Origin of the sequence: uncultured Sphingomonas sp., from assembly GCF_913774285.1 — a bacterium.
Taxonomy (GTDB): Bacteria; Pseudomonadota; Alphaproteobacteria; order Sphingomonadales; family Sphingomonadaceae; genus Sphingomonas.
In genome coordinates this window covers 253,938-275,864 of sequence record NZ_CAJYHX010000008.1, presented here as the reverse complement: position 1 = coordinate 275,864, position 21,927 = coordinate 253,938, and the positions used below count along the sequence as shown (strand labels likewise).

Below are 21,927 nucleotides of genomic sequence, written 5' to 3'. Positions count from 1 at the left end.
TGTCGCTACGGGACTGGCCACTTGCGCTGGACGCACGCTCGATCCGCCCTGTCGCGTGAGGCGCACCGCCCGGAACCGAGGGCCGCCGCCTCCCGTTACCCGGGCATCGCCATCACGACAGGAGCATGATTTGGAGCGGTTGATTGCCGACCTTCCCGGCTGGGTGACGAGTACCGTGGTGATCGCGATCGCGATCGCGGTTGCGCTGCTGGTCCATCGCCTGGCTTTTTCGCTGGGTCGCCGGGCGGCGGCGCACAGCAAGGGCCAACTCGACGACATCGTCATCCGGCGGCTGTACCGCCCGGCACGCTGGCTGCTGGTCGCCATCGCCCTGTCCTTTATCCAGCCTGGGCTGGATCTCGGCACGAGCGGCACCCGCGCCTGGGCGCAGGCGGCGGGCCTGCTGGTGCCGGGACTGATCGGCTGGCTGCTCGTCGCGCTGCTCGGCGTGATCTTCGACTGGGTGCTGCTGCGCGCCGACGTTACCGTGGAAAATAATCTCCGCGCCCGACGGCGGCGCACCCGCGCCTCGATCCTCCACCGCGTGATCGTGTTCGTGGTACTCTCGATCACCTTCTGCCTGATGCTGATGAGCATCCCCAGCGTGCGCAGCATCGGCGTGACGCTGATCGCCTCGGCCGGCCTTGCCGCCCTTGCGGTGGGCGCCGCCGCCCAGCCTGCGCTCAAGAACCTGATCGCCGGCATCCAGATGGCCTTTTCCGAGCCGATTCGTCTCGACGACGTGGTGATCGTGGAAGGGGAGTGGGGGCGGATCGAGGATATCCGCCTGACTTATGTCGTGATCCGCCTGTGGGACGAACGGCGGCTGGTGGTGCCGGTGTCGCAGTTCCTCGAAAAGCCCTTCCAGAACTGGACGCGCGAGACCAGCCAGCTGCTCGGCAGCGTCTTCTGGTATCTCGATCCCGCCGCCGACATCCCGCGGCTGCGCGCCAAGCTGGAGGAACTGGTCAAGGCCAATCCGCGCTGGGACGGCCGCTTCTGCAACCTGCAGGTGACCGACACCAAGCCCGAGGCGATCGAGGTGCGCGGACTGATGACGGCCAAGGATGCCTCGACCGCCTTCGACCTGCGCTGCGACATCCGCGAGGGGCTGCTCGCCTATATCCGCGCCGAGATGCCCGAGGCGCTGGTCCGCACCCGCGGGCTGCTCGACTTCACGCCTCGACCGGAAGCCGCGTCTCCGTCTCCATCGGCACGTTCCTGAGCTCGTCGGTGAACTTCTTGAGCCACCACATCACGTCCTGCTCGTCGACGCCCTGCTTCAGCGCTTGCCAGCGCTCGATCCGCTCCTCGAGCGACATGTTGAGCGCTTGGCAGATCGCGTCGGAGACTTCCTCGGCGCTATAGGGGTTCACCAGCAGCGCCTGCTCCATCTGGATCGCGGCGCCGGCGAACTTGGAGAGGATCAGCACACCGGGATCCTTGGGATCCTGCGCGGCGACATATTCCTTCGCCACCAGGTTCATCCCGTCGCGCAACGGCGTGACCAGGCCGATCTTGGCGGCGCGGTACACGCCCGCCAGCACGTCGCGCGGATAGCCTTGGTTGACGTAGCGCAGCGGCACCCAGTCGAGATCGGCATGCGCGCCGTTGATCTTGCCCGACAGGCCTTCCAGCGTGTTGCGGATGCGCTGATAGGTCTCCACCGTCGCCCGCGACGGCGGCGCGATCTGGAGCAGATACACTTCCTTGCGCTGCTCGGGGTACGTCGTGAGGAAGCGCTCGTATCCGAGGAACCGCTCCTCCAGCCCCTTGGAATAATCGAGCCGGTCGACGCCGACGATCAGCGAGCGACCGACCGAGCTGGTGCGCATCTGCTCGAAGGTCTCGCGCGCGGAGTCGCTTTCGGCCAGCGCCGCGAATTCCTTGGCGTCGATGCCGATCGGGCAGGCAACCAGCTTCACGCTCTTCAGGCCGATGCGTAGCACGCCGTCGGGCTGGACCACCGCTTCCATCTCGGCGCGGGCGAAGTCGATGAACGATTCCATCCATTCCTGGGTGTGGAAGCCGATCACGTCATAGGCGAACAGCGTCTCGATCAGCTCGTGCGCCTTGGGCAGGCTGGAGAGCAGGCGGCGCGGCGGCCAGGGGATGTGGAGGAAGAAGCCGATGCGGTTTCGGCAGCCGCGACGGCGCAGCTCCTGCCCGAGCGGGAACATGTGATAGTCCTGCACCCACACGACGTCGTCGGGCTCGATCAGCGGCCGCACAGTCTCGGCGAAGCGCTCGTTGACGCGCTGATAGCCGCCGGCAAAGCCGCGCTCATATTCGGCCAGGTCGATCCGGTAGTGAAACAGCGGCCACAGCGTGCGGTTGGCATAGCCGTTATAATATTCGTCGATGTCCTGCTCTTCGAGGTCGACCGTTGCGGTGGTGACGCCCTCGTTCCGCTGCATGCTGATCTGGCCGGTGAACTGGTCGGTCTGCTCGCCGGACCAGCCGAACCAGATGCCGCCATTTTCGCGCAGGGCTGCGGCGAGGGCGACGGCGAGGCCGCCCTGCGCCCCCGAATTGGAGCCGTTGGGTGCGGTTACGCGGTTCGAGATGACGATAAGGCGGCTCAACGAATCGAACTCCAGGGCTTGCTCAGCAGGACGGCGCAATTGATCATGCCGACCAGCGAGTAGGTCTGGGGATAATTGCCCCACAATTCCCCGGTGACGGGGTCGATATCCTCGGAGAGCAGGCCGGCGGCGGTGCGGCGGCCCAGCATCTCCTCGAACAAGGCGCGCGCCTCATCGGTGCGGCCGGTGATGTGCAGCGCTTCGATCAACCAGAACGTACAGAAGTTGAACGCGGTTTCGGGCAGGCCGAAATCATCCTCGGTATCGTAGCGCAGCATCGTCGAGCCGCGGCGGAGACCCGCTTCCACGGCCTTGAGCGTCGAGACGAAGCGGGGATCGTCGGGTGCCAGGAAGCGCATCTCCAGCAGCTGGAGCAGGCTGGCGTCGAGATCGTCGCCCGAGAAGGTGGCGGAGAAGCGATCGGTCTCCGCGCGCCACGCCTTGTCGAAGATCGTCGTGCGGATCGTGTCGGCGCGGTGCTGCCAGAAGTCGCGGCGCTCGGGGAGATTGAGCACATGCGCGGCGTTGGCGAGCCGGTCGCACGCCGCCCAGCACATCGCCACCGAATAGGTGTGGACGCTCTGGCGCGTGCGCAGCTCCCACAGGCCCGCATCGGGGGAATCGTGATACTGCCAGGCACGCTCGCCGACGCGCTCCAGCGATTCAAAATCCTCGACGCTGGCGATGCGATACAGCCGCTGGTCGAAAAAGGCCTGCACGTTGGACAGGACGATCTGGCCATAGGCGTCGTGCTGGACCTGCTCATAGGCCTGGTTGCCGACGCGCACCGGGCCCATGCCGCGATAGCCGGCGAGATCGGGCGCCTCGCGCTCGACCAGGGTCGGTTCGCCGAGCACGCCATAGAGCGGCTGGATATGGCCGCCGCGCGGCTCGGCGCGGGCATCGTCGACGATGTTGCGCAAGTATCCGAGATAGGTCTCGAGAACGTCGAGCGCGCCCAGCCGGTTGAGCGCCTGGACCGTATAATAGGCGTCGCGAATCCAGCAGTAGCGATAGTCCCAGTTGCGCTGCGAGCCGGCATGCTCTGGGATCGAGGTAGTGAGCGCTGCCACGATCGCACCGGTCTCCTCGTGCTGGCAGAGCTTGAGGGTGATGGCCGAGCGGATCACCACCTCCTGCCATTCGAGCGGAATGGCGAGGCCGCGCACCCAGTGCTGCCACTCCGCGATGGTGTTGAGCAGCATGTCGTCGACCGTCTCGGCGACATCGCCGCTGAAGCTTTCGTCCGGCCCGAGGAAGAAGTGCAGCGGCTTCTCGACGCGGAAGACACGTTCTTCCTCCACCATGCCGACCGGCGCGGTGGTGGTGAGGCGGAGCGTCATCGGCTCGACCAGATAGCGCAGATGATTGGAGCCGCCGATGCGCGTCTTGCAGCCCTTGCCCCAGCCGCAGGTGGGGCGCAGCTTCACCCGGATGCGTGGGCTGCCCGCCACCGGCTTGACGATGCGGGCGAAGGCGACCGGGCGATAGACCCGGCCGAGCCGCGAGAAGCGCGGGCAGAAGTCGGTGACTTCGATCGCGTTGCCGGCGGCATCGGTATGGCGGCTGACCAGGATCGGGGTGTTGCGCAGATAGCGCTGCTCGACCGAGACCACGCCTTCCAGCGCGATGTCCCAATAGCCGGCGTCGGGGTCCTCACCGCCGACAAGGGCGGAGAAGAGCGGATCGCCGTCGACGCGGGGCACGCAGCCCCAGACGAAGCGGCCGGCGCGGTCGATCAGCGCGCTGACCTGGCAATTGCCGATCGGCCAGAGGTCGAGCGTGGTCATGCATGGACTCCGGTTGCAGCGGCCAGCCAGGCGAGCACGCCCGACACGTCGTCGAGGCGGTAGCGCGCATCGGTGGGGCGGGGATCGCCAACCAGCACGCCCGCGCCGCCGAGCAGCGCCACGGCAGAAAAGCCCGGCTCGTCGGTCACGTCGTCGCCGAGGAATACGGGGCGGCCCGCGGCGAAGCGGGGATCGGCCATCAGCGTGCGGATCGCGCTGCCCTTGTCGCCGCCCGCGGTGCGGACCTCGACCATCATCTTGCCGTGCTGGAGATAGAGGCCGTGCTCGGCGGCAAGCCGTTCGCCCAGCGCCATGGCCTCGGCTTCAAGCGCGGGGTTCAGGCGGTAGTGGACGGCGGCGCCCAGCGGCTTGTCTTCGAGGATTGCGCCGTCGTTGCTCTCGGTGAAGGTCCGCATCGCGTCCAGCGCGGCGATCAGCCCGGCGGGGCGCTCCGCCTGTTCGCGGCGGCCGTCAGACCAGTGGAATTCCATGCCGTGGCTGCCCACCAAGGAGGGGGCATGGTCGCCGAACAGCGCTGTCAGGTCGCCCGCGGGACGGCCGCTGACCAGCGCCAGGCGACCGTCGAGCTTTTCCTCCAGCGCACGGATCAGGTCGACCAGCACCGGCGCGACCACCACGCCATCGGGCCGGTCGGCGAGTTCGACCAGGGTCCCGTCGAAATCGAGGAACAGGCTGGCAGTATCGAGCAGATCCGCCGGGGGCGGCATCAGCAGAACGGGGTCCCGGTCGGGCATGCAACTCCTCATCGGGGCGCCAGGAAGGGGCGCCCGCCACAGGATCGTTACGCGCGCGGGCCCGATCCGTTCCCCGCCTCGTCGGATTCATGCTGCACCTGCGTGGTACCGAAGCGCAGCGACAGGCCGTGATAGAGCCGTTCCTTCGAGATGATCTGCGCGGTGAAGTCGGCGATCAGCGCGGCGGCGAGCAGCGGCAGCATCAGGCCGCGGCTGGCGGTGGTCTCGGCGATGATGATCACCGCGGTCAGCGGCGCGCGCACCACCCCGGTGAAATAGGCGACCATGCCGAGCAGCACGATCGTCCCGCCCGGCGCAGTGGGGAAGATCGGGCGGACGAGGTCGCCGACACCCGCACCGACGGAGAGCGACGGCGCGAAGATGCCGCCGGGAATGCTGGCAATCGCGGTGGCGAGCGTCGTCGCGAACTTGGCGGGAGCGTACCACCAGGCGATCTCGCTGCCGGTGATCGCGGCGCGGGCGGCGTCATAGCCGGTGCCCCAAGTCAGCCCCGTCGTCACGCCCAGTACCGCGACGACAAGCCCGCAAACGGCGGCGAAAAGCAGCTTGTGGCGGCGGACGGCGACCAGCGGCCGCCAGTCCGATCCACCTGCGGCAAGCATCAGGCGCGAGAACAGGCCCCCGGCGAGACCACCCACCACGCCCGCGACGGGCGCCGCAAGAACCGCCTGGGCGAGCGGCAGCGTGCTGCGCATCGCACCGAAATAGACATAGTCCCCAGCGATGCCGAGGCTGGTCATGCCCGCGATCAGCACCGCGGCCATCACCAGCACCGCCATGCGCTGCTCATAGGCGGCGGCGAGTTCCTCGATCGCGAAGGCGACCCCGGCGAGCGGCGTGTTGAACGCCGCCGCCACGCCGGCCGCGCCGCCGGCGATGAACACCGAGGCGCGGATCGGCACGCGGGCGAGCCGGTGCGCATAGCCCATGATCGAGGCGGCGACCTGCACCGTCGGCCCCTCGCGCCCGGTGGACGCGCCGACCAGCACCGCGCCGATGGTGAGGATCAGCTTCAGCACCACCGTCCTGGCGGAGGTGAGGCCGTTCATCGCGTCGTCGGGATCGCGCGTCGCCGCCATTACCTGCGGGATGCCCGAGCCGACTGCGTCGGGGGCGAAGCGGCGCGTGGCCCAGGCAAACAGTGCGAAGCCGGCGGGGGTGAGGAGGAGAGGGAGCCACCACCAGGTCCGCTCCAGCGTGGTGAATCGGCGCGCGGCCCAGTCGGCGGCTTCGGCAAAGGCGAAGGCGACGAGGCCGATCACGATCGCACCGCCGAGAAACGCGACGCGGCGGCGCCACGTTTGAGCGGTGGGCCCATGCCGGCGCACGATCGCGCGGACGCGGCGGGTGGTCCGGTGGTGGTCCATGCACTCCCTCAGCCTGCCCCCCGGCGCGGGTGCTGTAGCGGGGGAGGGAGGGGAGCGCCAGCCCAAGATCCTCCCCGGCACGGGGAGGGGGACCGCCGCCGAAGGCGGTGGTGGAGGGGGACTTCCACAAGGGGCGTCCCTCGCGGCGATCCCCCTCCACCAAGCCGCTGCGCGTCTTGGTCCCCCTCCCCTTACAGGGGAGGATCTAGGTCACACGAACGCCGGCATCCCCGGCAGCAGCTTGTCCAGCGTCACCGGATAGTCGCGCACCCGCACCCCGCAGGCATTGTGGATGGCGTTCGCCACCGCCGCGCCGACGCCGCACAGGCCGAGCTCGCCGACACCCTTCGCCTTCATCGGCGACGTCGTGGGATCGGTCTCGTCGAGGAAGATCACCTCCTGGTGCGGGATGTCGGCATGGACCGGTACTTCGTAGCTCGCGAGATCGTGGTTCACGAAATAGCCGAAGCGCTTGTCGACCGCGAGCTCCTCCATCAGCGCCGAGCCGACGCCCATCGTCATCGCGCCGATCACCTGGCTGCGCGCGGACTTCGGGTTCAGGATCCGCCCCGCCGCGCAGACCGCGAGCATCCGCCGCACGCGCACCTCGGCGGTCGCCGCATCGACGGCAACCTCGACGAAATGCGCGCCGAAGGTGGACTGCTGGTACTTCCTGGCGAGGTCGCCATAGTCCATAAAGTCCTCGGCGACGAGCTCGCCGCCCTTGGCCGCATCGGCCAGCGGCACGCTGCGATTGCCCGCACGGACCTTGCCGTCCTCGAACACCACATCGGCCGAGTTGAAGCCAAGCGCCGCGGTCACCTTGTCGCGCAGCATCGCGCAGGCGGCGTACACGCCCGCCGTCGAGCTGTTGGCGCCCCATTGCCCGCCCGAGCCCGACGAGGCCGGGAAGCTGGAATCGCCGAGCCGCACCACCACCGTCTCGAGCGGCACGCCCATCATCTCCGCCGCGGTCTGGGCGATGATGGTGTAGGTGCCGGTGCCGATGTCGGTCATGTCGGTCTCGACCGTCACCACGCCCTTGCCGTCCAGCCGCACCCGCGCGCCGGAGCGGCCGTTGAGGTTGTTGCGGAACGCGGCGGCCATGCCCATGCCGATCAGCCAGCGGCCCTCTCGGATCGCACCGGGCGCCTTGGCGCGCTTGGCCCAGCCGAACTTCTCGGCGCCGATCCGCATGCACTGGACCAGCTGGCGCTGCGAGAAGGGGCGGTTGGCGGCCTCGGGATCGACCTGGGTGTCGTTGAGCGCGCGGAACGCCACCGGGTCCATCCCCAGCTTCTCCGCCATCTCGTCCATCGCGATTTCGAGCGCCATCAGGCCGGGCGCCTCGCCCGGCGCGCGCATCGCATTGCCCTCGGGCAGGTCGAGTACCGCGAGCCGCATCGCGGTCAGCCGGTTCTCGCCCGCGTAGAGAAGGCGGGTCTGGCTCACCGCCGTCTCCGGGCCGCCGCCGGGCAAGTCGCCCGACCAGCTCTCATGGCCGATCGCGGTGATCTTGCCGTCCTTAGTGGTGCCGATGCGGATGCGCTGGATCGTCGCCGGACGGTGGGTTGTGTTGTTGGCGATCAGCGGGCGCTGGAGCGACACCTTGACCGGTCGCCCGGCAGCGCGCGCGCCGAGCGCCGCGAGGATCGCATCGGTGCGGACGAACAGCTTGCCGCCGAACCCGCCGCCGACGAAGGGCGACATCAGCCGCACCTTCTCCTTGGGAATGCCCAGCGTCCGCGCGACATCCCCCTTGCCCCAGTTGATCATCTGGTTGGACGTCCAGAGCAGCAGCTGGTCGCCTTCCCACTTGGCGGTGGAAGCGTGCGGCTCCATCATCGCGTGCGAATGGTCGGGCGTGGTGTAGCGTGCGTCGAGCTGGACGGGGGCGCTGGCGAAGGCGCCCTCGAAATTGCCGACCTTGCTCTCCGCCGGGCCGCCAAAGCCTTCCTTGGGCAGCGTGGCACTCGCCATTTCCGCTTTGAGATCGAACCGCCCCTTGCCGCGCGCATAGTCGACGCGGATCAGCGACGAGGCGGCGCGCGCCTGCTCGAAGGTTTCGGCCACCACCAGCGCGATCGCCTGGTGGTAATGCTCGATCTCGGGCCCGCCGAGCAGGTTGGCGGTGTTGAAATTGCCCTTGGTCAGCTTGCCGGCATTCTCGGCGGTGACGATCGCGAGCACGCCCGGCGCTGCCTTGGCGGCGCTGAGGTCCATGCCGGTGATCCGGCCCTTGGCGATCGCCGAGCCGAGCACATAGCCGTATGCCGCACCCGGCGCTACGTCGTGCCGCTCATAGGCATAGGGCGCGCGGCCGGTGGTCTTGAGCGGACCGTCGATCCGGTCGGTGGCCTTGCCGACCACCTTGAGGCGGTCGATCGGGTTGGTCGTGGCGGGGGTATCGAACTTCATGGCTCAGCCCCTTGCTTCGCTCAGCACCGCGGCGAGCGTGCGCTCGGCCAGCGGCAGCTTGAAGGCATTGTCGTGCGTCGGCGTGGCGCCGGCGAAAGCGATTCTCGCGGTGGCCGCCGCGCCTTTGGGCAGCGCGGCCTCCGCCGCTTCGACGCGCCACGGCTTGTGCGCCATGCCGCCGAAGGCGACGCGGCCGGTGCCGTCCTTCTGCACCACCGCCGCCACCGAGACGAGCGCGAAGGCATAGGACGCACGGTCGCGCACCTTGTGGTAGAAATGCTTGCCGCCCAGCGGCTTGGGCAGGGTAACCGCGGTGATCAGCTCGCCGGTCTGCAGATTGTTGTCGAGGTGCGGGGTGTCGCCTGGCAGGCGGTGGAAGTCGGCGATGGCAATCTTGCGCGTGGCGCCGTCAGGCTTCACCGTCTCCACCGTCGCATCGAGCAGCCGCATCGCGATCGCCATGTCGCCCGGGTAGGTGGCGATGCACGCTTTGCTGGTGCCGATCACCGCGAGCTGGCGGCTGAACCCGCCGATCGCCGCGCAGCCGCTGCCCGGCTTGCGCTTGTTGCAGGGCTGGTTGGGGTCGTAGAAATAGGGGCAGCGGGTGCGCTGGAGCAGGTTGCCCGCGGTCGTCGCCTTGTTGCGCAGCTGGCCGCTCGCGCCCGCGACGATCGCGCGGGTCAGCACCGCATAGTCGCGGCGGACGCGCTTGTCGGCGGCCAGATCGGTGTTGCGCACCAGCGCACCGATGCGCAGCCCGCCTTCCGCAGTCTCCTCGATGCGGTCGAGCGCGAGCTTGTTGACGTCGATCAGATGCGCCGGGGTCTCGATCTCCAGCTTCATCAGGTCGAGCAGATTGGTGCCGCCGGCGATGAACTTGGCGCCGGGCGTCTTGGCGGCGAGCGCTGCGGCGTCGGCTGGGCTGCTCGCGCGGGTGTACTGAAAAGCCTTCATGCCTGCCTCCGCCCCGCGGCCTCGCGGATCGCCTCGACGATGTTGGAATAGGCGCCGCAGCGGCAGATATTGCCGCTCATCCGCTCGCGGATCTCCATCTCGGAAAAGGCGGGACTGGCGGCGACGTCGGCGGCGACATGGCTGGGGATGCCGGCCTTGATTTCGTCGAGCACCGCCACGGCCGAGCAGATCTGGCCGGGCGTGCAATAGCCGCACTGATAGCCGTCATGCTTCACGAAGGCGGCCTGCATCGGGTGCAGATCCTCGGGCGTGCCCAGGCCTTCGATGGTGGTCACGCTGTCGCCGTCGTGCATCACCGCCAGGCTGAGGCAGGAATTGATGCGGCGGCCGTTCACCATCACCGTGCAGGCGCCGCATTGGCCGTGGTCGCAGCCCTTCTTGGTGCCGGTGAGGTGTAGATGCTCGCGCAGCGCGTCGAGCAGCGTGGTGCGCGTGTCGACGGTCAGCGCGGCCGGCTTGCCGTTGACCTTGAGCTGGACGGGCAGGGTGGGGGGCGTCTCCATCGGCGCTACCGGCTCCTTGTTGCTGGCGCTCGCGGGCAAGGCCGTCACCGCAGCGCAGGCTGCGCCGCTCGTCAGCAACCCGCGTCGCGATACGCCGATATCGCTTGGACTTTCCATCTTGGGCATCCCCTGTCTGCACTTCCCCGTGCCCGTAGCGCCTGATTGCCGGGCTAGTTCCGGCGGCGAGGCGGGCAGGGTGCAACTGTTCGACGCGTCTACCGGCTTTCCGTAGCCGCGGCAAATGCCCTCGCGGACACGGCAGGCCCGAGATGCCATTGCAAATGTGCAACAGTTCAGTGACATTTTGTTTCTGTCCGTGTCTGGGGCGTTGCCATTAACGACAGTACGTGCAGACATGCCGCAATGCGAAGGCGCACGAAAGTTGCGCCAGCTGCGGAGAAAATTTCAGACAAGGGGCTTTTAATGACGTCCACCTTCCGATCCTGTCTGCTCGCGTCGACAATGCTGGTCGCGAGCATCGCGGCACCGGCCTATGCGCAGCAACAAAGCGTGCCCGAATCCGAGAGCCAGGCCGAACCGTCCAGCGAGATCGTCGTCACCGGCACCCGCATCTCGCGGCCCGATCTCGAGCTTGCCAGCCCGGTGAACGTGATCAGCCAGCAGGAAATCACCTTCCGTCAGCCCGGCACTGCGGATGATCTGCTGCGCAACCTGCCGGCAATCCGGCCGTCGATCGGCGCGGGCGTCAACAACGGCTCGGACGGTTCGTCCACGCTGAACCTGCGGGGCATTGGCGAGCAGCGCACGCTGGTCCTCCTCGATGGCCGCCGCCTGGTGCCTTACGGCCTCGACGGTCTGACCGACACCAACAACATCCCCGTCGCCCTGCTGCAGCGGGTGGAAGTGTTCACCGGCGGCGCATCCTCGACCTATGGTGCCGACGCGGTTGCCGGCGTCGTCAATTTCATCACCCGGCGTGATTTCTCGGGCATCGACGCCTCGGCGAGCTACCGCGTGTCCGAACGCGGCGACAGCCAGCGCTTCAAGGCTGACCTCGTCGTCGGCGGCAACTTCGCCGATGGCCGCGGCAACGTCGTGCTCAGCATCGGCTACACCAAGGCCGATCCGCTGCTGCACCTAGATCGTCCGATCAGCGCCGTGCCGATCAGCTCGACGACCGGCTTGTTCGCCGGTTCGACCACCGCTGCGGTGACGATCTTCGGCGCGCCGAGCAACGCGGCGCTCGGCCTGCCCGCCAGCAGCTTCGGCGCGGTGGTCAACCCGACGACCGGGCTGCTCCAATCGGCGACCGCCAACGACACCTACAACACCAATATCGGCACCTATTTCCAGACGCCGCTCGACCGGATCAACGTCTATTCGGCCGGCCATTACCAGATCACCGATGGCGTAGAGTTCTACGGCTCGGCGATGTTTACCCGCAACCAGATCGCGACCCAGCTCGCATCGTCGGGCACGTTCAACAACACCTACCAGCTCGGCCTCAACAACCCCTATCTGCCGAGCGGCATCCGCAACCAGCTGTGCACCGCGAGCAGGATCTCGGCGGCGGATTGCGCGACGGCGGCGGCGGTGCAGGGCGGCCCGGGCACGCCCGGCTACCGCGAGATCGCGGTGGTGGCGCAGCGCCGCTTCACCGAGTTCGGTCCGCGCGGCAACATGTTCGAATCGCAGATGTTCCAGGTGCAGGGCGGCTTCCGCGGCGACATCACCACGGGGCTGAAGTACGACGTTTCGGCGCAGTATGGCGAGACGACGCAGAACCAGACGCGCCAGCGCTGGGGCTCGTTCAGCAAGGTCCAGCAGGCCCTGCGCGCCTATCGCGACGCCAGCGGCACCATCCGCTGCGCCGATACCACCAATGGCTGCGTGCCGCTCAACCTGTTCGGGCCGAACGGCTCGATCACCTCGGCACAGGCGGCGTTCATCAATCTCGATGCGATCATCAACCGCAAGGTGCGCCAGACCGTCGTGACCGGCAGCATTTCGGGCGACCTGTTCACTTCGCCGCTCGCCGCCAGCAAGATCGCGTTCGCGGCGGGTGCCGAATATCGCAAGATCAGCGCCGCCAGCCAGCCCGACGGCCCGTCGCAGATCCAGGGCGAGGTGCTCGGCACCGGCGCGCGCACGCCCCCGGACGTGGGCAACTACAGCGTCAAGGAAGTGTTCGGCGAGCTCATCGCCCCGCTGATCGAGAACCAGCCGTTCCTCTACAAGCTGACGGCGGAAGCGGGCATCCGCTATTCGGACTATACGACCACCGGCGGCAGCACGACCTGGAAGGCGGGCGGCACCTGGGAGCCGATCCAGGGCTTCAAGTTCCGCGGCACCTACCAGGTCGCCGTCCGCTCGCCGAACATCCAGGAGCTGTTCCAGTCGCCGGTGCAAGGCCTGGGCAACCTGACGGTCGATCCGTGCGCGGGTGCCTCGGTCGCCGCCAACCTCGCCGCGCTGTGCGTCGCCACCGGGGCGCCGGCCGGCACGATCGGCTCGATCCCGCAGCCGAGCTCGGGCCAGATCAACAACACCACCGCGGGCAATCGCGACCTGGACGTCGAGAAGGCCAAGACCCTCACGCTGGGCGGCGTGTTCACGCCGACGTTCCTCAAGGGCTTCTCGGCGACCGTCGACTATTTCCGGATCAAGGTGTCGAACGCGATCACCCAGCCGGCACAGGCCGACATCCTGAACGGCTGCTATTCGGCGACGCTGAACCCCAGCTTCTCGAACAATGCCTTCTGCGCGCTGATCGGCCGTAACCCGCTGACCGGCACGCTGAACGGCGCAGGCGAGACGCCGGGCGTGATCCTCAGCTACTCGAACCTCGGTCTGATCAAGACTGCGGGCATCGACCTGGGCGTCAACCAGCGCGTGCTGCTCGACGATATCGGCATCAAGGACAGCGGCGCGATCACGATCGGCTTCAACGGCACCTGGCTCGATTATTATCGCTTCCAGGCGAACCCGAACTCGATCAACCGCGACTGCACCGGCCGCTACAGCCCCGGCGGCTGCACCAATCCGCGTGCGAAGACCCGCTGGAATGGTCGCCTGACCTATGATCGCCCGGGCTTCGACGTCTCGCTGCTGTGGACCCACATCAGCAGCGTGAAGCTGGAGGACTCGGTCGCCAACATCCTGCCGGCGTTCCGCAGCATCAAGGCGTACGACTATTTCGACCTGTCGTTCGGCGTGCGCCCGACCAAGAACCTCAGCTTCAACCTGACGGTGAACAACCTGCTCGACAAGGATCCGCCGCTGGTGGGTTCGGGCGTCGGCGGTACGTCGTACAACAGCGGCAACACCTTCCCGACGATCTACGATCCGATCGGCCGGTCCTACACGCTGGGTGCGCGCCTCACCTTCTGATGCGTTCCTAAAAACATAAATGTCTCCCAACACCTGGAGCGGCGGGCCGAAAGGTCCGCCGCTTTTGTGCTGGAGTCCGGTCAGTCCTGGTGGTCGGACAGGTCCATGAAGTTGCGCGCGGCCTCGCGATCCGCCTCGTCCTCGAAGGTCACGTCGAGATCGGGCGCGTTGCCAAGCATGAACAGCAGCGCCCACAGTGCGAAGCGGCGCGGGCGATCGGTCTCGAGGCCGAGATCGACCTTCATCCGCTCGATGCCGGAGGCGAGCGCGGGCGGGGTGAGGGCGCCGAGGTCGGCGGTGCCGAAATAGCGGACTAGCTGGTCGTCGAGTTGCATGCCCCCGCGCCTACGCGCGCCCGGCCCGGGCGGCAAGGATACGGGACATTCCCAAGCGACGCGCCTCCCACGACGGTGCATGCGCCGCACATGTGGACCTATCATCCCGATTTGCTCGCCACCCCGGTGCCGCGCTACACCAGCTATCCCACTGCCGCCGAGTTCCACGAAGGCGTGGGGCCGGCGGAGATGGGCGCGGCGCTGGATCGGGTGGACGCGGATGCCGAGCTGTCGCTCTATCTCCACATCCCATTCTGCCACGAGATCTGCTGGTATTGCGGCTGCAACACGGGTGCTGCCAATCGCACCGCTCGGCTCGACGGCTATCTCGCCCGGTTGTCCGAGGAGATCGAGCAAGTTGCGCGGCGGCTCGGCGGGCGGGGGCGAGTGGGGCGCATCGCGTTCGGCGGCGGCAGCCCCAACGCCATCAGCCCTGAGGCCTTTCTGCGGCTGGTGACGCAGGCCAAGGCGGCGTTTGGAGCCGGCGCTCCCGTGCTGTCGGTGGAGGTCGATCCGCGCGGCTTCGATTCAGCCTGGGCCGACGCGCTGGCAGAAGCGAGCGCGTCGCGGGTCAGCCTGGGCGTGCAGACGTTCGATCCCGCCATCCAGGCCGCAATCGGCCGGGTGCAGCCGCGCGCCGACATCGCCGCGACCGTCGACCTGCTGCGCCACGCCGGGGTCGAGTCGATCAATTTCGACCTGATGTACGGCCTGCCTGGGCAGACCGACGCGGCCGTGGCCGACGCGATCGACGAGAGCGTGACGATGGGCGCCGATCGTCTCGCCGTGTTCGGCTATGCCCATGTGCCGCACCTGATCCCGCGCCAGCGCCGGATCGATGCGACGGCGCTGCCCGATGCCGAAGCGCGCTTCGCCCAGGCCGCGCTGGCGCACGAGACGCTGGTGGGACACGGCTATGCCGCAATCGGCTTCGACCATTTCGCCAGGCCCGGCGACGCCATGGCGCTCGCCGCGCGCGAGGGCCGGCTGCGGCGCAACTTCCAGGGCTTCACCGAGGACGAGGCCGAGGTGCTGATCGGGCTGGGGGCCAGCGCGATCAGCCAGTTCCCGGACCTGCTGGTGCAGAATGAGAAGAATGCCGGTCGCTGGCACATGGCGGTTTCCTCCGGGCGGTTCGCGGCGGCGCGCGGGGTGCGGCGCTCGACCGACGATCAGTGGCGTGCGGCCGCGATCGAGGAACTGCTCTGCCGGGGCCGCGCCGATCTCGGTGGCATCGCCTGTCGCGCAGCGATCGCGTTGCGGCTGGCGCGCTTCGCGGCGCTTAAGCTGGTGCGCTGGGAAGGCAGCGTGCTTCTGCTCGCGCCCGAGGCACTGCCCTACGCGCGGGTGATCGCCGCCGCACTGGACAGCCATCGCGGCCCGGCCGCCACGCGCTTCAGCAGCGCGGTGTGACCCGCATCGCTGCTCCGGGAATCTACCCAAGCTTCGGTGTATAGCTTCGGTTAATTTCGACCCTTATAAGGCGCGGGCCCGCCACGCGCCGGGCAGAGTTTCGCGCGTTTCGAAAGAGCATCGATGTCGCGTCCCGTATTCTTCGATCCCACCGGCAGCCGCAAGCGCTGGACGATGCGCACGGTGTTCGCGCTGATCGGGGGTGTTCTCGTCGCCGCGATCGTGTTCGCCGCCACCATCGTAAACGTGCCGCCCGCGCAGGACCTGCCGGTGCGGTGGGAGAATGCCAAGCCGGCGGCGCTGCGCTCGCTGAGCGCCCGCGGCCAGCCGCGCTCCCAGCGCTGGTTGCCCGGCGGCTCGGCGAAGAAGCCGGGTGCCCCGCTCACCGTTGGCTTCTATGTGCCCTGGGACCCGGCGAGCGCCGACTCGCTCCGCCGCAACATCGGCGATCTCGACTGGGTCGTGCCGGCCTTCGTCTCGGTGACGGGCGCAAACCATGCGATGCAGGTGCTGGACGATCCGAAGTTCGCCAGCATCGTCGCCGCCGCGCCGCGCCGCCCGCGCGTGCTGCCGATGGTGCAGAACGTGTCCGACGAGGCCTGGGACACCGCCGGTTCGGCCAGGCTGATGGCCAGCCCGGCCGCTCGCGCCAAGCTGGCGCGCGACCTCGCCGCCATGGTCAAGGCGCGCAACCTGCCCGGGCTGGTGATGGACTTCGAGAGCCTGCAGCCCGCCTCGCTGCCCGGCTATGCCCAGCTGCTCGACCAGATCAACAAGGCGATGCCCAAGGACAAGCTGCTCGCGGTCACCGTGCCGGCGGGCGACACCAGCTGGGATCTCAAGCGCTTCGCCGCGGTCACCGATCGCGTGATCCTGATGGATTATGACGAGCACTGGCAGGGCGGCACCGCCGGGCCGATCGCCTCGCAGCCCTGGTTCGTCGAGGAACTGCGCAGTGCCGTCGCCAAGGTGGGTGCCAACAAGCTTATCGTCGCGCTGGCCAGCTACGCCTATGACTATCACGGCGACGGCACCGAGGCGATGAGCATCGAAGAGGCCTGGTCGGCCGCGCGCGACAGCGACGCCAAGGTCACCTTCGACAAGACCAGCGGCAACAGCGCCTTCGCCTATGACGAGGACGGCAAGCACCACGAGATCTGGATGGTCGATGCCACCGCGACCTGGAACCAGCTGCAGGCGGTTCGCGCCGCGGGCGTCGGCAGCGTCGCGCTTTGGCGCCTGGGCACCGAGGATGCCGGCGTGTGGACCGCGCTGCTCGCCTATCGCCATGGAGGCCGGCCGGATCTGAGCCGGATCGTGCCGGCGACCAATGTCGACGTCGAAGGGCCGGGCGAGATCCTGCGCGTCACCTCGACGCCGACAGTGGGCGAACGCGCGATCAGCTTCGATGCCGCCAACATGATCCGCGACGTGCAGTATCCGCAGCTGCCGACGCCCTATGTCGTTATGCGCACCGGCGCCTCGAAGCACGAGATCGCGCTGACCTTCGACGATGGCCCCGATCCCACCTACACCCCGCGCATCCTCGACATCCTCAAAGCCGAGCATGTGCCGGCGACCTTCTTCATCATCGGCGAGAACGGGCTGCAGCACCCGCTGCTGCTGCGCCGGCTGGTGGCGGAGGGGCATGAGCTGGGCAACCACACCTATACTCACCCGAACCTCGCCACCACCTCGGCGGCGAGCACCGCGCTGGAGCTGAACGCCACCCAGCGGCTGGTGCAGGCCTATACCGGCCGCGGCATGCGGCTGTTCCGCGCGCCCTATTTCGGAGACGCCGAGCCGACCACGCCGGACGAACTAGATCCCGCCGTGGTCGCGCAGAAGCAGGGCTATACCGTGGTCGGCCTCCACGTCGATCCGGACGACTGGAAGCGGCCGGGCGTCGATGCGATCATTCAGGGCGTGCTGAGCGACGTGGCGGGTGCCTCGCCGGACCATTCCACCAACGTCGTGCTGCTGCACGATGGCGGCGGCAATCGCGAGCAGACCATCCAGGCGCTCCCGGTCATCATCCGCGAGCTGCGGGCGCGGGGTTATACCTTCGTGCCGGTCTCCAAGCTAGCCGGGCTGTCCTACGACGCGGTGATGCCGCCGATCCGCGGCAGCGACCTGCTGGCGGTGCGGGCGGACGTGGCGATCTTCGTCGCGCTGGCGGCGATCGCCTCGGGGCTGCGCTGGATGTTCTTCATTGCGATCACGCTCGGCATCGCCCGCGCGCTGACCCTCGCCGGGCTGGCGCTGCGTCAGCGGCTGCGCGAGCGCGGCGAACCGCCGGTGTTCACGCCGACCGTCTCGGTGATCATCCCCGCCTATAACGAGGAGCGGGTGATCGAATCCTCGGTGCGCCGCGTGCTCGCCAGCGACTATCCGGCGATCGAGCTGATCGTCGCCGATGACGGCTCCAAGGACCGCACCAGCGAAATCGTCGCCGCCGCGTTCGGCGACGACCCGCGGGTGACGCTGCTGACGCTGGTCAATGGCGGCAAGGCGGCGGCGCTTAACCGCGCGCTGCAGCAGGCCAGGGGCGAGGTGACTATCGCGCTCGACGCCGACACCCAGTTCGAGCCCGAGACGATCGGCCGCCTCGCGCGCTGGTTCGCCGACGACAAGATCGGCGCGGTGGCGGGCAGCGCGCAGGTGGGCAACCGGGTCAATCTGGTCACCCGATGGCAGGCGGTGGAATATATCACCGCGCAGAACCTCGAACGCCGCGCGCTCGCCGGGTTCAACGCCATCACCGTGGTGCCGGGCGCGGTCGGCGCGTGGCGGCGGGCGGCGCTCGATGCGGTGGGCGGCTATCCCGAGGATACGCTGGCCGAGGATCAGGATCTCACCATCGCCATCCAGCGCGCCGGCTGGCGGGTCACCTATGATCCCGACGCGGTCGCGTGGACCGAGGCGCCGGAAAGCTTCCGGGCGCTCGCCAAGCAGCGCTATCGCTGGGCGTTCGGCACGCTCCAGTGCCTGTGGAAGCATCGCGGGCTGTATCGCGACAAGCAGGCGCGCGGGCTCGCCTGGATCGGGCTGCCCCAGGCCTGGGTGTTCCAGATCATCTTCGCCGCGATCTCACCGCTGATCGACCTCGCGCTCGTGTCGGCCATCTTCGCCACCGGCGTGCGGATCGCCCAGCATGGCTGGGAGCAGACCCGCGGCGACGTCGGCACCATGGCAATCTACTGGGTGGCCTTCACCGCGATCGACGTAGGCTGCGGCTGGGTCGCCTATCGGCTCAACAGCCGGCGGATCCGCTACCCGGCGCTGCTGCTGGTGGCACAGCGTTTCGTCTATCGCCAGTTGATGTACTGGGTGGTGCTGCGCGCGATCAGCTCCGCGCTGGGTGGCTGGTTCGTCGGCTGGGGCAAGCTGGAACGTACCGGCCGAGTCGGTGCCGCAGGCACGGCGGCGGCCGAATAATTCGACTGCGCTGTAAAGCGGGATTCTCCGATGCGCCCGTCGCGCCGTTCAGGCGAGGCGGGCGCTTTCGATTCTGTCTTGGCGCTGAGGGAATACCCCAGAAAATCCGTGTCCTTTCTGCATCACTTTCGGCTTTTCGAGCGTTGCCCAAAAGTTTTTCGCGGCGTTAACGCTGTCGCATCCGGGCTGCGGTAACCTTCTCGCACCGCGGATTCCCACGTAGAATCCTATACATGAATTGAAAATGAAAATCGCGCGTCATGCGTGCTGCGGCAGGTGTAACAAACCTGCCAAATCGCGTCCCTAGGGCGCCCCCCGAACCACATACCACCTACCTCGGGGAAAGCTTTCATGCTCGATCGTTCCACCTTCCGCCTTGCGCTGCTGGCCGGTGCCACTGCGATGGCGCTTGCCGCCGTCCCGGCCGTGGCGCAGACGGCCGATGCGCCGGCTGCCGATACCGCGCAGCCCGAAGGCCTTGCCGACATCGTCGTCACCGCCACCAAGCGCGAGACCAACCTGCAGAAGACGCCGATCTCGATCAGCGTGCTCAGCACCGAGGCGCTGCAGGACCGCCACGTCCAGAGCCTGTTCAACCTCGCTGATGGCACCGTGCCCTCGCTCCGCGTCGCGACCTTCGAGGCGCGCCAGTCGGCGCTGACGATCGGCATCCGCGGCATCGTCCCCTACGACCAGAACCAGACCGCGCGCGACGGCGGCGTCGGTGTGTACATCGACGGCGTCGCACTGGGTAAGACCCAGGGCCTCAACGCCGCGCTGTTCGACATCGAGCGCATCGAAGTGCTGAAGGGCCCGCAGGGCACGCTGTTCGGCCGCAACACCGAAGGCGGCGCGCTGTCGCTCGTCACCCGCGCGCCCACCGGCGAGTTCGGCGGCCGCATCAATGGCGGCGTCGGCAATTACGGCAGCCGCAGCGTCGATGCGCACCTCGACCTGCCGGCCTTCCACGACATCTCGCTGAAGCTGGACGGTGTCTACCAGCACCAGGATCCGACCGTCGACAACCCGCTCACGGGTTCGACCGGCTGGAACTATTATGATCGCAAGGGCGGCCGCGTCGCTGCGCGCTGGAAGCCGGCCAGCAACTTCACTGCCGATTTCGCCTATGACTATGCGAAGGACGAGAACACCCCGCAGTTCAGCCAGCTGGTCAGCTACAACCCGAACAACTATGCGGTCGGCACGTTCAACAACGGCGCATTGCAGCTGAACGGCGTCGCCTGCGGCGGCACCATCGCCGCCGGCAGCACCAAGCCGATCTGCATCGCCCCGAAGGCACCGCTCGTCGGCGTCCACCCCGATCGCCAGCGCGTGGCCGATGTCGGCGTGCCGCAGCAGCCGAGCGTCGACATCACCCATGGTGTCCTGTCGAACCTGAAGTACACGGCTGCGCCGTGGCTCGAACTGCGCTCGATCACCGCATGGCGCGGTGTCAGCACCGATCAGTGGGATAACTCGGGCGGTCCGCAGCGCAGCTCGTTCGCGCCGTTCGTGCCGAACACGGCCAACCCGACCGCGATCAACACCACCGGCACCTTCAGCCGCTACAGCCTGTCGTTCCTGCGCCAGCACCAGTTCAGCCAGGAGTTCCAGGCGGTCGGCAGCGTGCCGCAGTTCGATTATGTCGTCGGCGCCTATTATTTCACCGAGCACGCCACGGAATATGCCGCGACGCCGCTCACCAACCAGTGGAACACGGACGGCACGGCCTACACCATTCGCAGCCCGATCCCGGGCAATTCCAGCGCGATCACCGGCGCCAACTCGGGCTATCAGCAGTTCGATCCGTCGTGCAACAACACGCTGGCGACCACGGTGCCGCAGTTCGCCAACAGCTGCCAGTTCATCACCCGCGCCAGCCAGGCGACCGACCACAACTATTCGCTGTTCGGCAACCTGACCTACACACCGGACGCGCTGGGCGACGTGGTGCATGTCACCCTGGGCGGCCGCTGGACCAAGGACAAGCGCCACGGCACGCTCTATGTCGTCAACAACCGCGCCGACCTGGTGAAGGCGGGCACGGTGTCGCCGTTCGGCTTCAGCAACAGCGTCAGCAGGTTCGATCCGATGATCAACGTCTCGTTCGACGCGACGCAGGACATCCATCTCTACGCCAAGTACGCGACCGGCTTCCGCGCCGGCGGCGCGAACGACCGTTCGCTCCAGTTCAACGCCTTCGGCCCGGAATCGGTCAAGTCGTATGAAGTCGGCGCCAAGATGGACTTCTGGAACCACAAGGCGCGCCTGAACCTGGCGGGCTACATCATGGACCGCTCGAACACCCAGTTCGACTTCGACTATTTCGACACGAACGGCCAGAGCCCGACCAATGGCAGCCATATCGAGCAGACCACCAACGCCGGTGACAGCAAGATCCGCGGCATCGAGGCGGATCTGACCGTGGCACCGGTGCAGGGCCTGACGCTCACCGCGTCCTACGCCTATACCTACTGGCGTGCGCCGTCGGCGGTGAACCCGCTGACCCCGGGTGCGCCGGCGCAGCAGCTGTACATCGTCTACACGCCGGAGCACGCGGCGTCGGGCGCGATCGACTATGCCCTGCCGATCGGCGGCGGCGATGCGACCCTGCGCTTCCACCTCGACGGCAATTATTCGAGCAGCCAGTACAGCTTCCAGCTCGAGCCGACCAAGACCGATGCCGCCTTCATCATGAACGGCCGCATCGCGATCGCCGACATCGCGGTGTCGGATCACAACAAGGTCACCTTCGCCGTCTGGTCGCGCAACCTGCTCGACAAGACCTATATCTACCGCCGCTCGTCGGCCAACTCGTCGCCGGTGCTCAACTATGGCGCGAACGGCCAGCTGGTCTCGACCAGCTACGGCGGCATCCTGGGCGACTATGCCAACTTCAATCCCCCGCGGACCTGGGGCGTGGAAGCCAGCGTCAAGTTCTGACGCGATGGTCCCGCCGCTCCGGCGGCGGGATGG

The 21,927-nt window shown here is 67.8% G+C and carries 13 protein-coding genes; 5 read left to right on the top strand and 8 right to left on the bottom strand.

The window, feature by feature from the left end:
• Positions 1-130 precede the first annotated feature (130 nt).
• Positions 131-1,225: a mechanosensitive ion channel domain-containing protein gene (locus QZ670_RS05035; protein ID WP_294252688.1), complete on the top strand. Its 1,095-nt coding sequence runs from the start codon at positions 131-133 to the stop codon at positions 1,223-1,225.
• On the opposite strand, the gene QZ670_RS05030 is transcribed toward QZ670_RS05035, so the two are convergent.
• The 7 genes from QZ670_RS05030 to paoA form a co-directional block, all read right to left on the bottom strand.
• Positions 1,176-2,585 carry a trehalose-6-phosphate synthase gene (locus QZ670_RS05030; protein WP_294252687.1) on the bottom strand — a complete coding sequence of 470 codons (1,410 nt, stop codon included), beginning with the start codon at positions 2,583-2,585 and terminating at the stop codon, positions 1,176-1,178. The two genes, QZ670_RS05035 and QZ670_RS05030, sit on opposite strands and share 50 nt — an antisense overlap.
• Positions 2,582-4,375: a glycoside hydrolase family 15 protein gene (locus tag QZ670_RS05025; RefSeq protein WP_294252686.1), complete on the bottom strand. Its 1,794-nt coding sequence runs from the start codon at positions 4,373-4,375 to the stop codon at positions 2,582-2,584. The genes QZ670_RS05030 and QZ670_RS05025 overlap by 4 nt, the downstream gene beginning before the upstream one ends.
• Positions 4,372-5,130: a trehalose-phosphatase gene (otsB, locus tag QZ670_RS05020; protein WP_294252685.1), complete on the bottom strand. Its 759-nt coding sequence runs from the start codon at positions 5,128-5,130 to the stop codon at positions 4,372-4,374. The genes QZ670_RS05025 and otsB overlap by 4 nt, the downstream gene beginning before the upstream one ends.
• Positions 5,131-5,177: 47 nt before the next feature.
• Entirely contained in the window at positions 5,178-6,518 is a 1,341-nt protein-coding gene (locus QZ670_RS05015) for a chloride channel protein (RefSeq protein WP_294252684.1), read from the bottom strand.
• 210 nt (positions 6,519-6,728) lie between these two features.
• On the bottom strand, positions 6,729-8,936 hold the full coding sequence (gene paoC, locus QZ670_RS05010; RefSeq protein ID WP_294252683.1) for an aldehyde oxidoreductase molybdenum-binding subunit PaoC: 2,208 nt from the start codon (positions 8,934-8,936) through the stop codon (positions 6,729-6,731).
• A 3-nt stretch (positions 8,937-8,939) separates the two neighbouring features.
• Complete coding sequence (locus tag QZ670_RS05005; protein WP_294252682.1) at positions 8,940-9,890, bottom strand: xanthine dehydrogenase family protein subunit M; 951 nt, start codon at positions 9,888-9,890, stop codon at positions 8,940-8,942.
• On the bottom strand, positions 9,887-10,531 hold the full coding sequence (gene paoA / locus QZ670_RS05000; protein WP_294252681.1) for an aldehyde dehydrogenase iron-sulfur subunit PaoA: 645 nt from the start codon (positions 10,529-10,531) through the stop codon (positions 9,887-9,889). Before paoA ends, QZ670_RS05005 begins: the two co-directional genes overlap by 4 nt.
• Before the next feature lie 306 nt (positions 10,532-10,837).
• On the opposite strand from paoA, the gene QZ670_RS04995 reads away from it, so the two are divergent.
• Positions 10,838-13,765 (top strand): TonB-dependent receptor, encoded by a 2,928-nt coding sequence (locus tag QZ670_RS04995; RefSeq protein WP_294252680.1) that lies wholly within the window; start codon positions 10,838-10,840, stop codon positions 13,763-13,765.
• A gap of 80 nt (positions 13,766-13,845) precedes the next feature.
• Here QZ670_RS04995 and QZ670_RS04990 read toward each other — a convergent pair whose 3' ends face one another.
• The gene (locus tag QZ670_RS04990) at positions 13,846-14,100 is read right to left on the bottom strand and encodes a hypothetical protein (RefSeq protein WP_294252679.1); all 255 of its coding nucleotides are present in this window, start codon (positions 14,098-14,100) and stop codon (positions 13,846-13,848) included.
• A gap of 90 nt (positions 14,101-14,190) precedes the next feature.
• Between QZ670_RS04990 and hemN the strand changes: the two genes are divergently transcribed.
• From hemN to QZ670_RS04975, 3 genes are all read left to right on the top strand, one after another.
• Complete coding sequence (hemN, locus tag QZ670_RS04985) at positions 14,191-15,513, top strand: oxygen-independent coproporphyrinogen III oxidase (RefSeq protein WP_294252678.1); 1,323 nt, start codon at positions 14,191-14,193, stop codon at positions 15,511-15,513.
• Between the two features lie 123 nt (positions 15,514-15,636).
• Complete coding sequence (locus QZ670_RS04980) at positions 15,637-18,951, top strand: glycosyltransferase (protein WP_294252677.1); 3,315 nt, start codon at positions 15,637-15,639, stop codon at positions 18,949-18,951.
• Positions 18,952-19,302: 351 nt separating this feature from the next.
• Positions 19,303-21,894, top strand: coding sequence for a TonB-dependent receptor (locus QZ670_RS04975; protein ID WP_294252676.1), 2,592 nt, complete (start codon positions 19,303-19,305; stop codon positions 21,892-21,894).
• Positions 21,895-21,927: the final 33 nt, after the last annotated feature.

Bases quoted from the DNA above. Each gene is read 5' to 3' on its own strand.
- paoC (WP_294252683.1), bottom strand. From the start codon at position 8,936: ATGAAGTTCGATACCCCCGCCACGACCAACCCGATCGACCGCCTCAAG.
- QZ670_RS05025 (WP_294252686.1), bottom strand. From the start codon at position 4,375: ATGACCACGCTCGACCTCTGGCCGATCGGCAATTGCCAGGTCAGCGCG.
- paoA (WP_294252681.1), bottom strand. From the start codon at position 10,531: ATGGAAAGTCCAAGCGATATCGGCGTATCGCGACGCGGGTTGCTGACG.
- QZ670_RS04975 (WP_294252676.1), top strand. From the start codon at position 19,303: ATGCTCGATCGTTCCACCTTCCGCCTTGCGCTGCTGGCCGGTGCCACT.
- QZ670_RS05005 (WP_294252682.1), bottom strand. From the start codon at position 9,890: ATGAAGGCTTTTCAGTACACCCGCGCGAGCAGCCCAGCCGACGCCGCA.
- hemN (WP_294252678.1), top strand. From the start codon at position 14,191: ATGTGGACCTATCATCCCGATTTGCTCGCCACCCCGGTGCCGCGCTAC.
- otsB (WP_294252685.1), bottom strand. From the start codon at position 5,130: ATGCCCGACCGGGACCCCGTTCTGCTGATGCCGCCCCCGGCGGATCTG.
- QZ670_RS04980 (WP_294252677.1), top strand. From the start codon at position 15,637: ATGTCGCGTCCCGTATTCTTCGATCCCACCGGCAGCCGCAAGCGCTGG.
- QZ670_RS04990 (WP_294252679.1), bottom strand. From the start codon at position 14,100: ATGCAACTCGACGACCAGCTAGTCCGCTATTTCGGCACCGCCGACCTC.
- QZ670_RS05015 (WP_294252684.1), bottom strand. From the start codon at position 6,518: ATGGACCACCACCGGACCACCCGCCGCGTCCGCGCGATCGTGCGCCGG.
- QZ670_RS04995 (WP_294252680.1), top strand. From the start codon at position 10,838: ATGACGTCCACCTTCCGATCCTGTCTGCTCGCGTCGACAATGCTGGTC.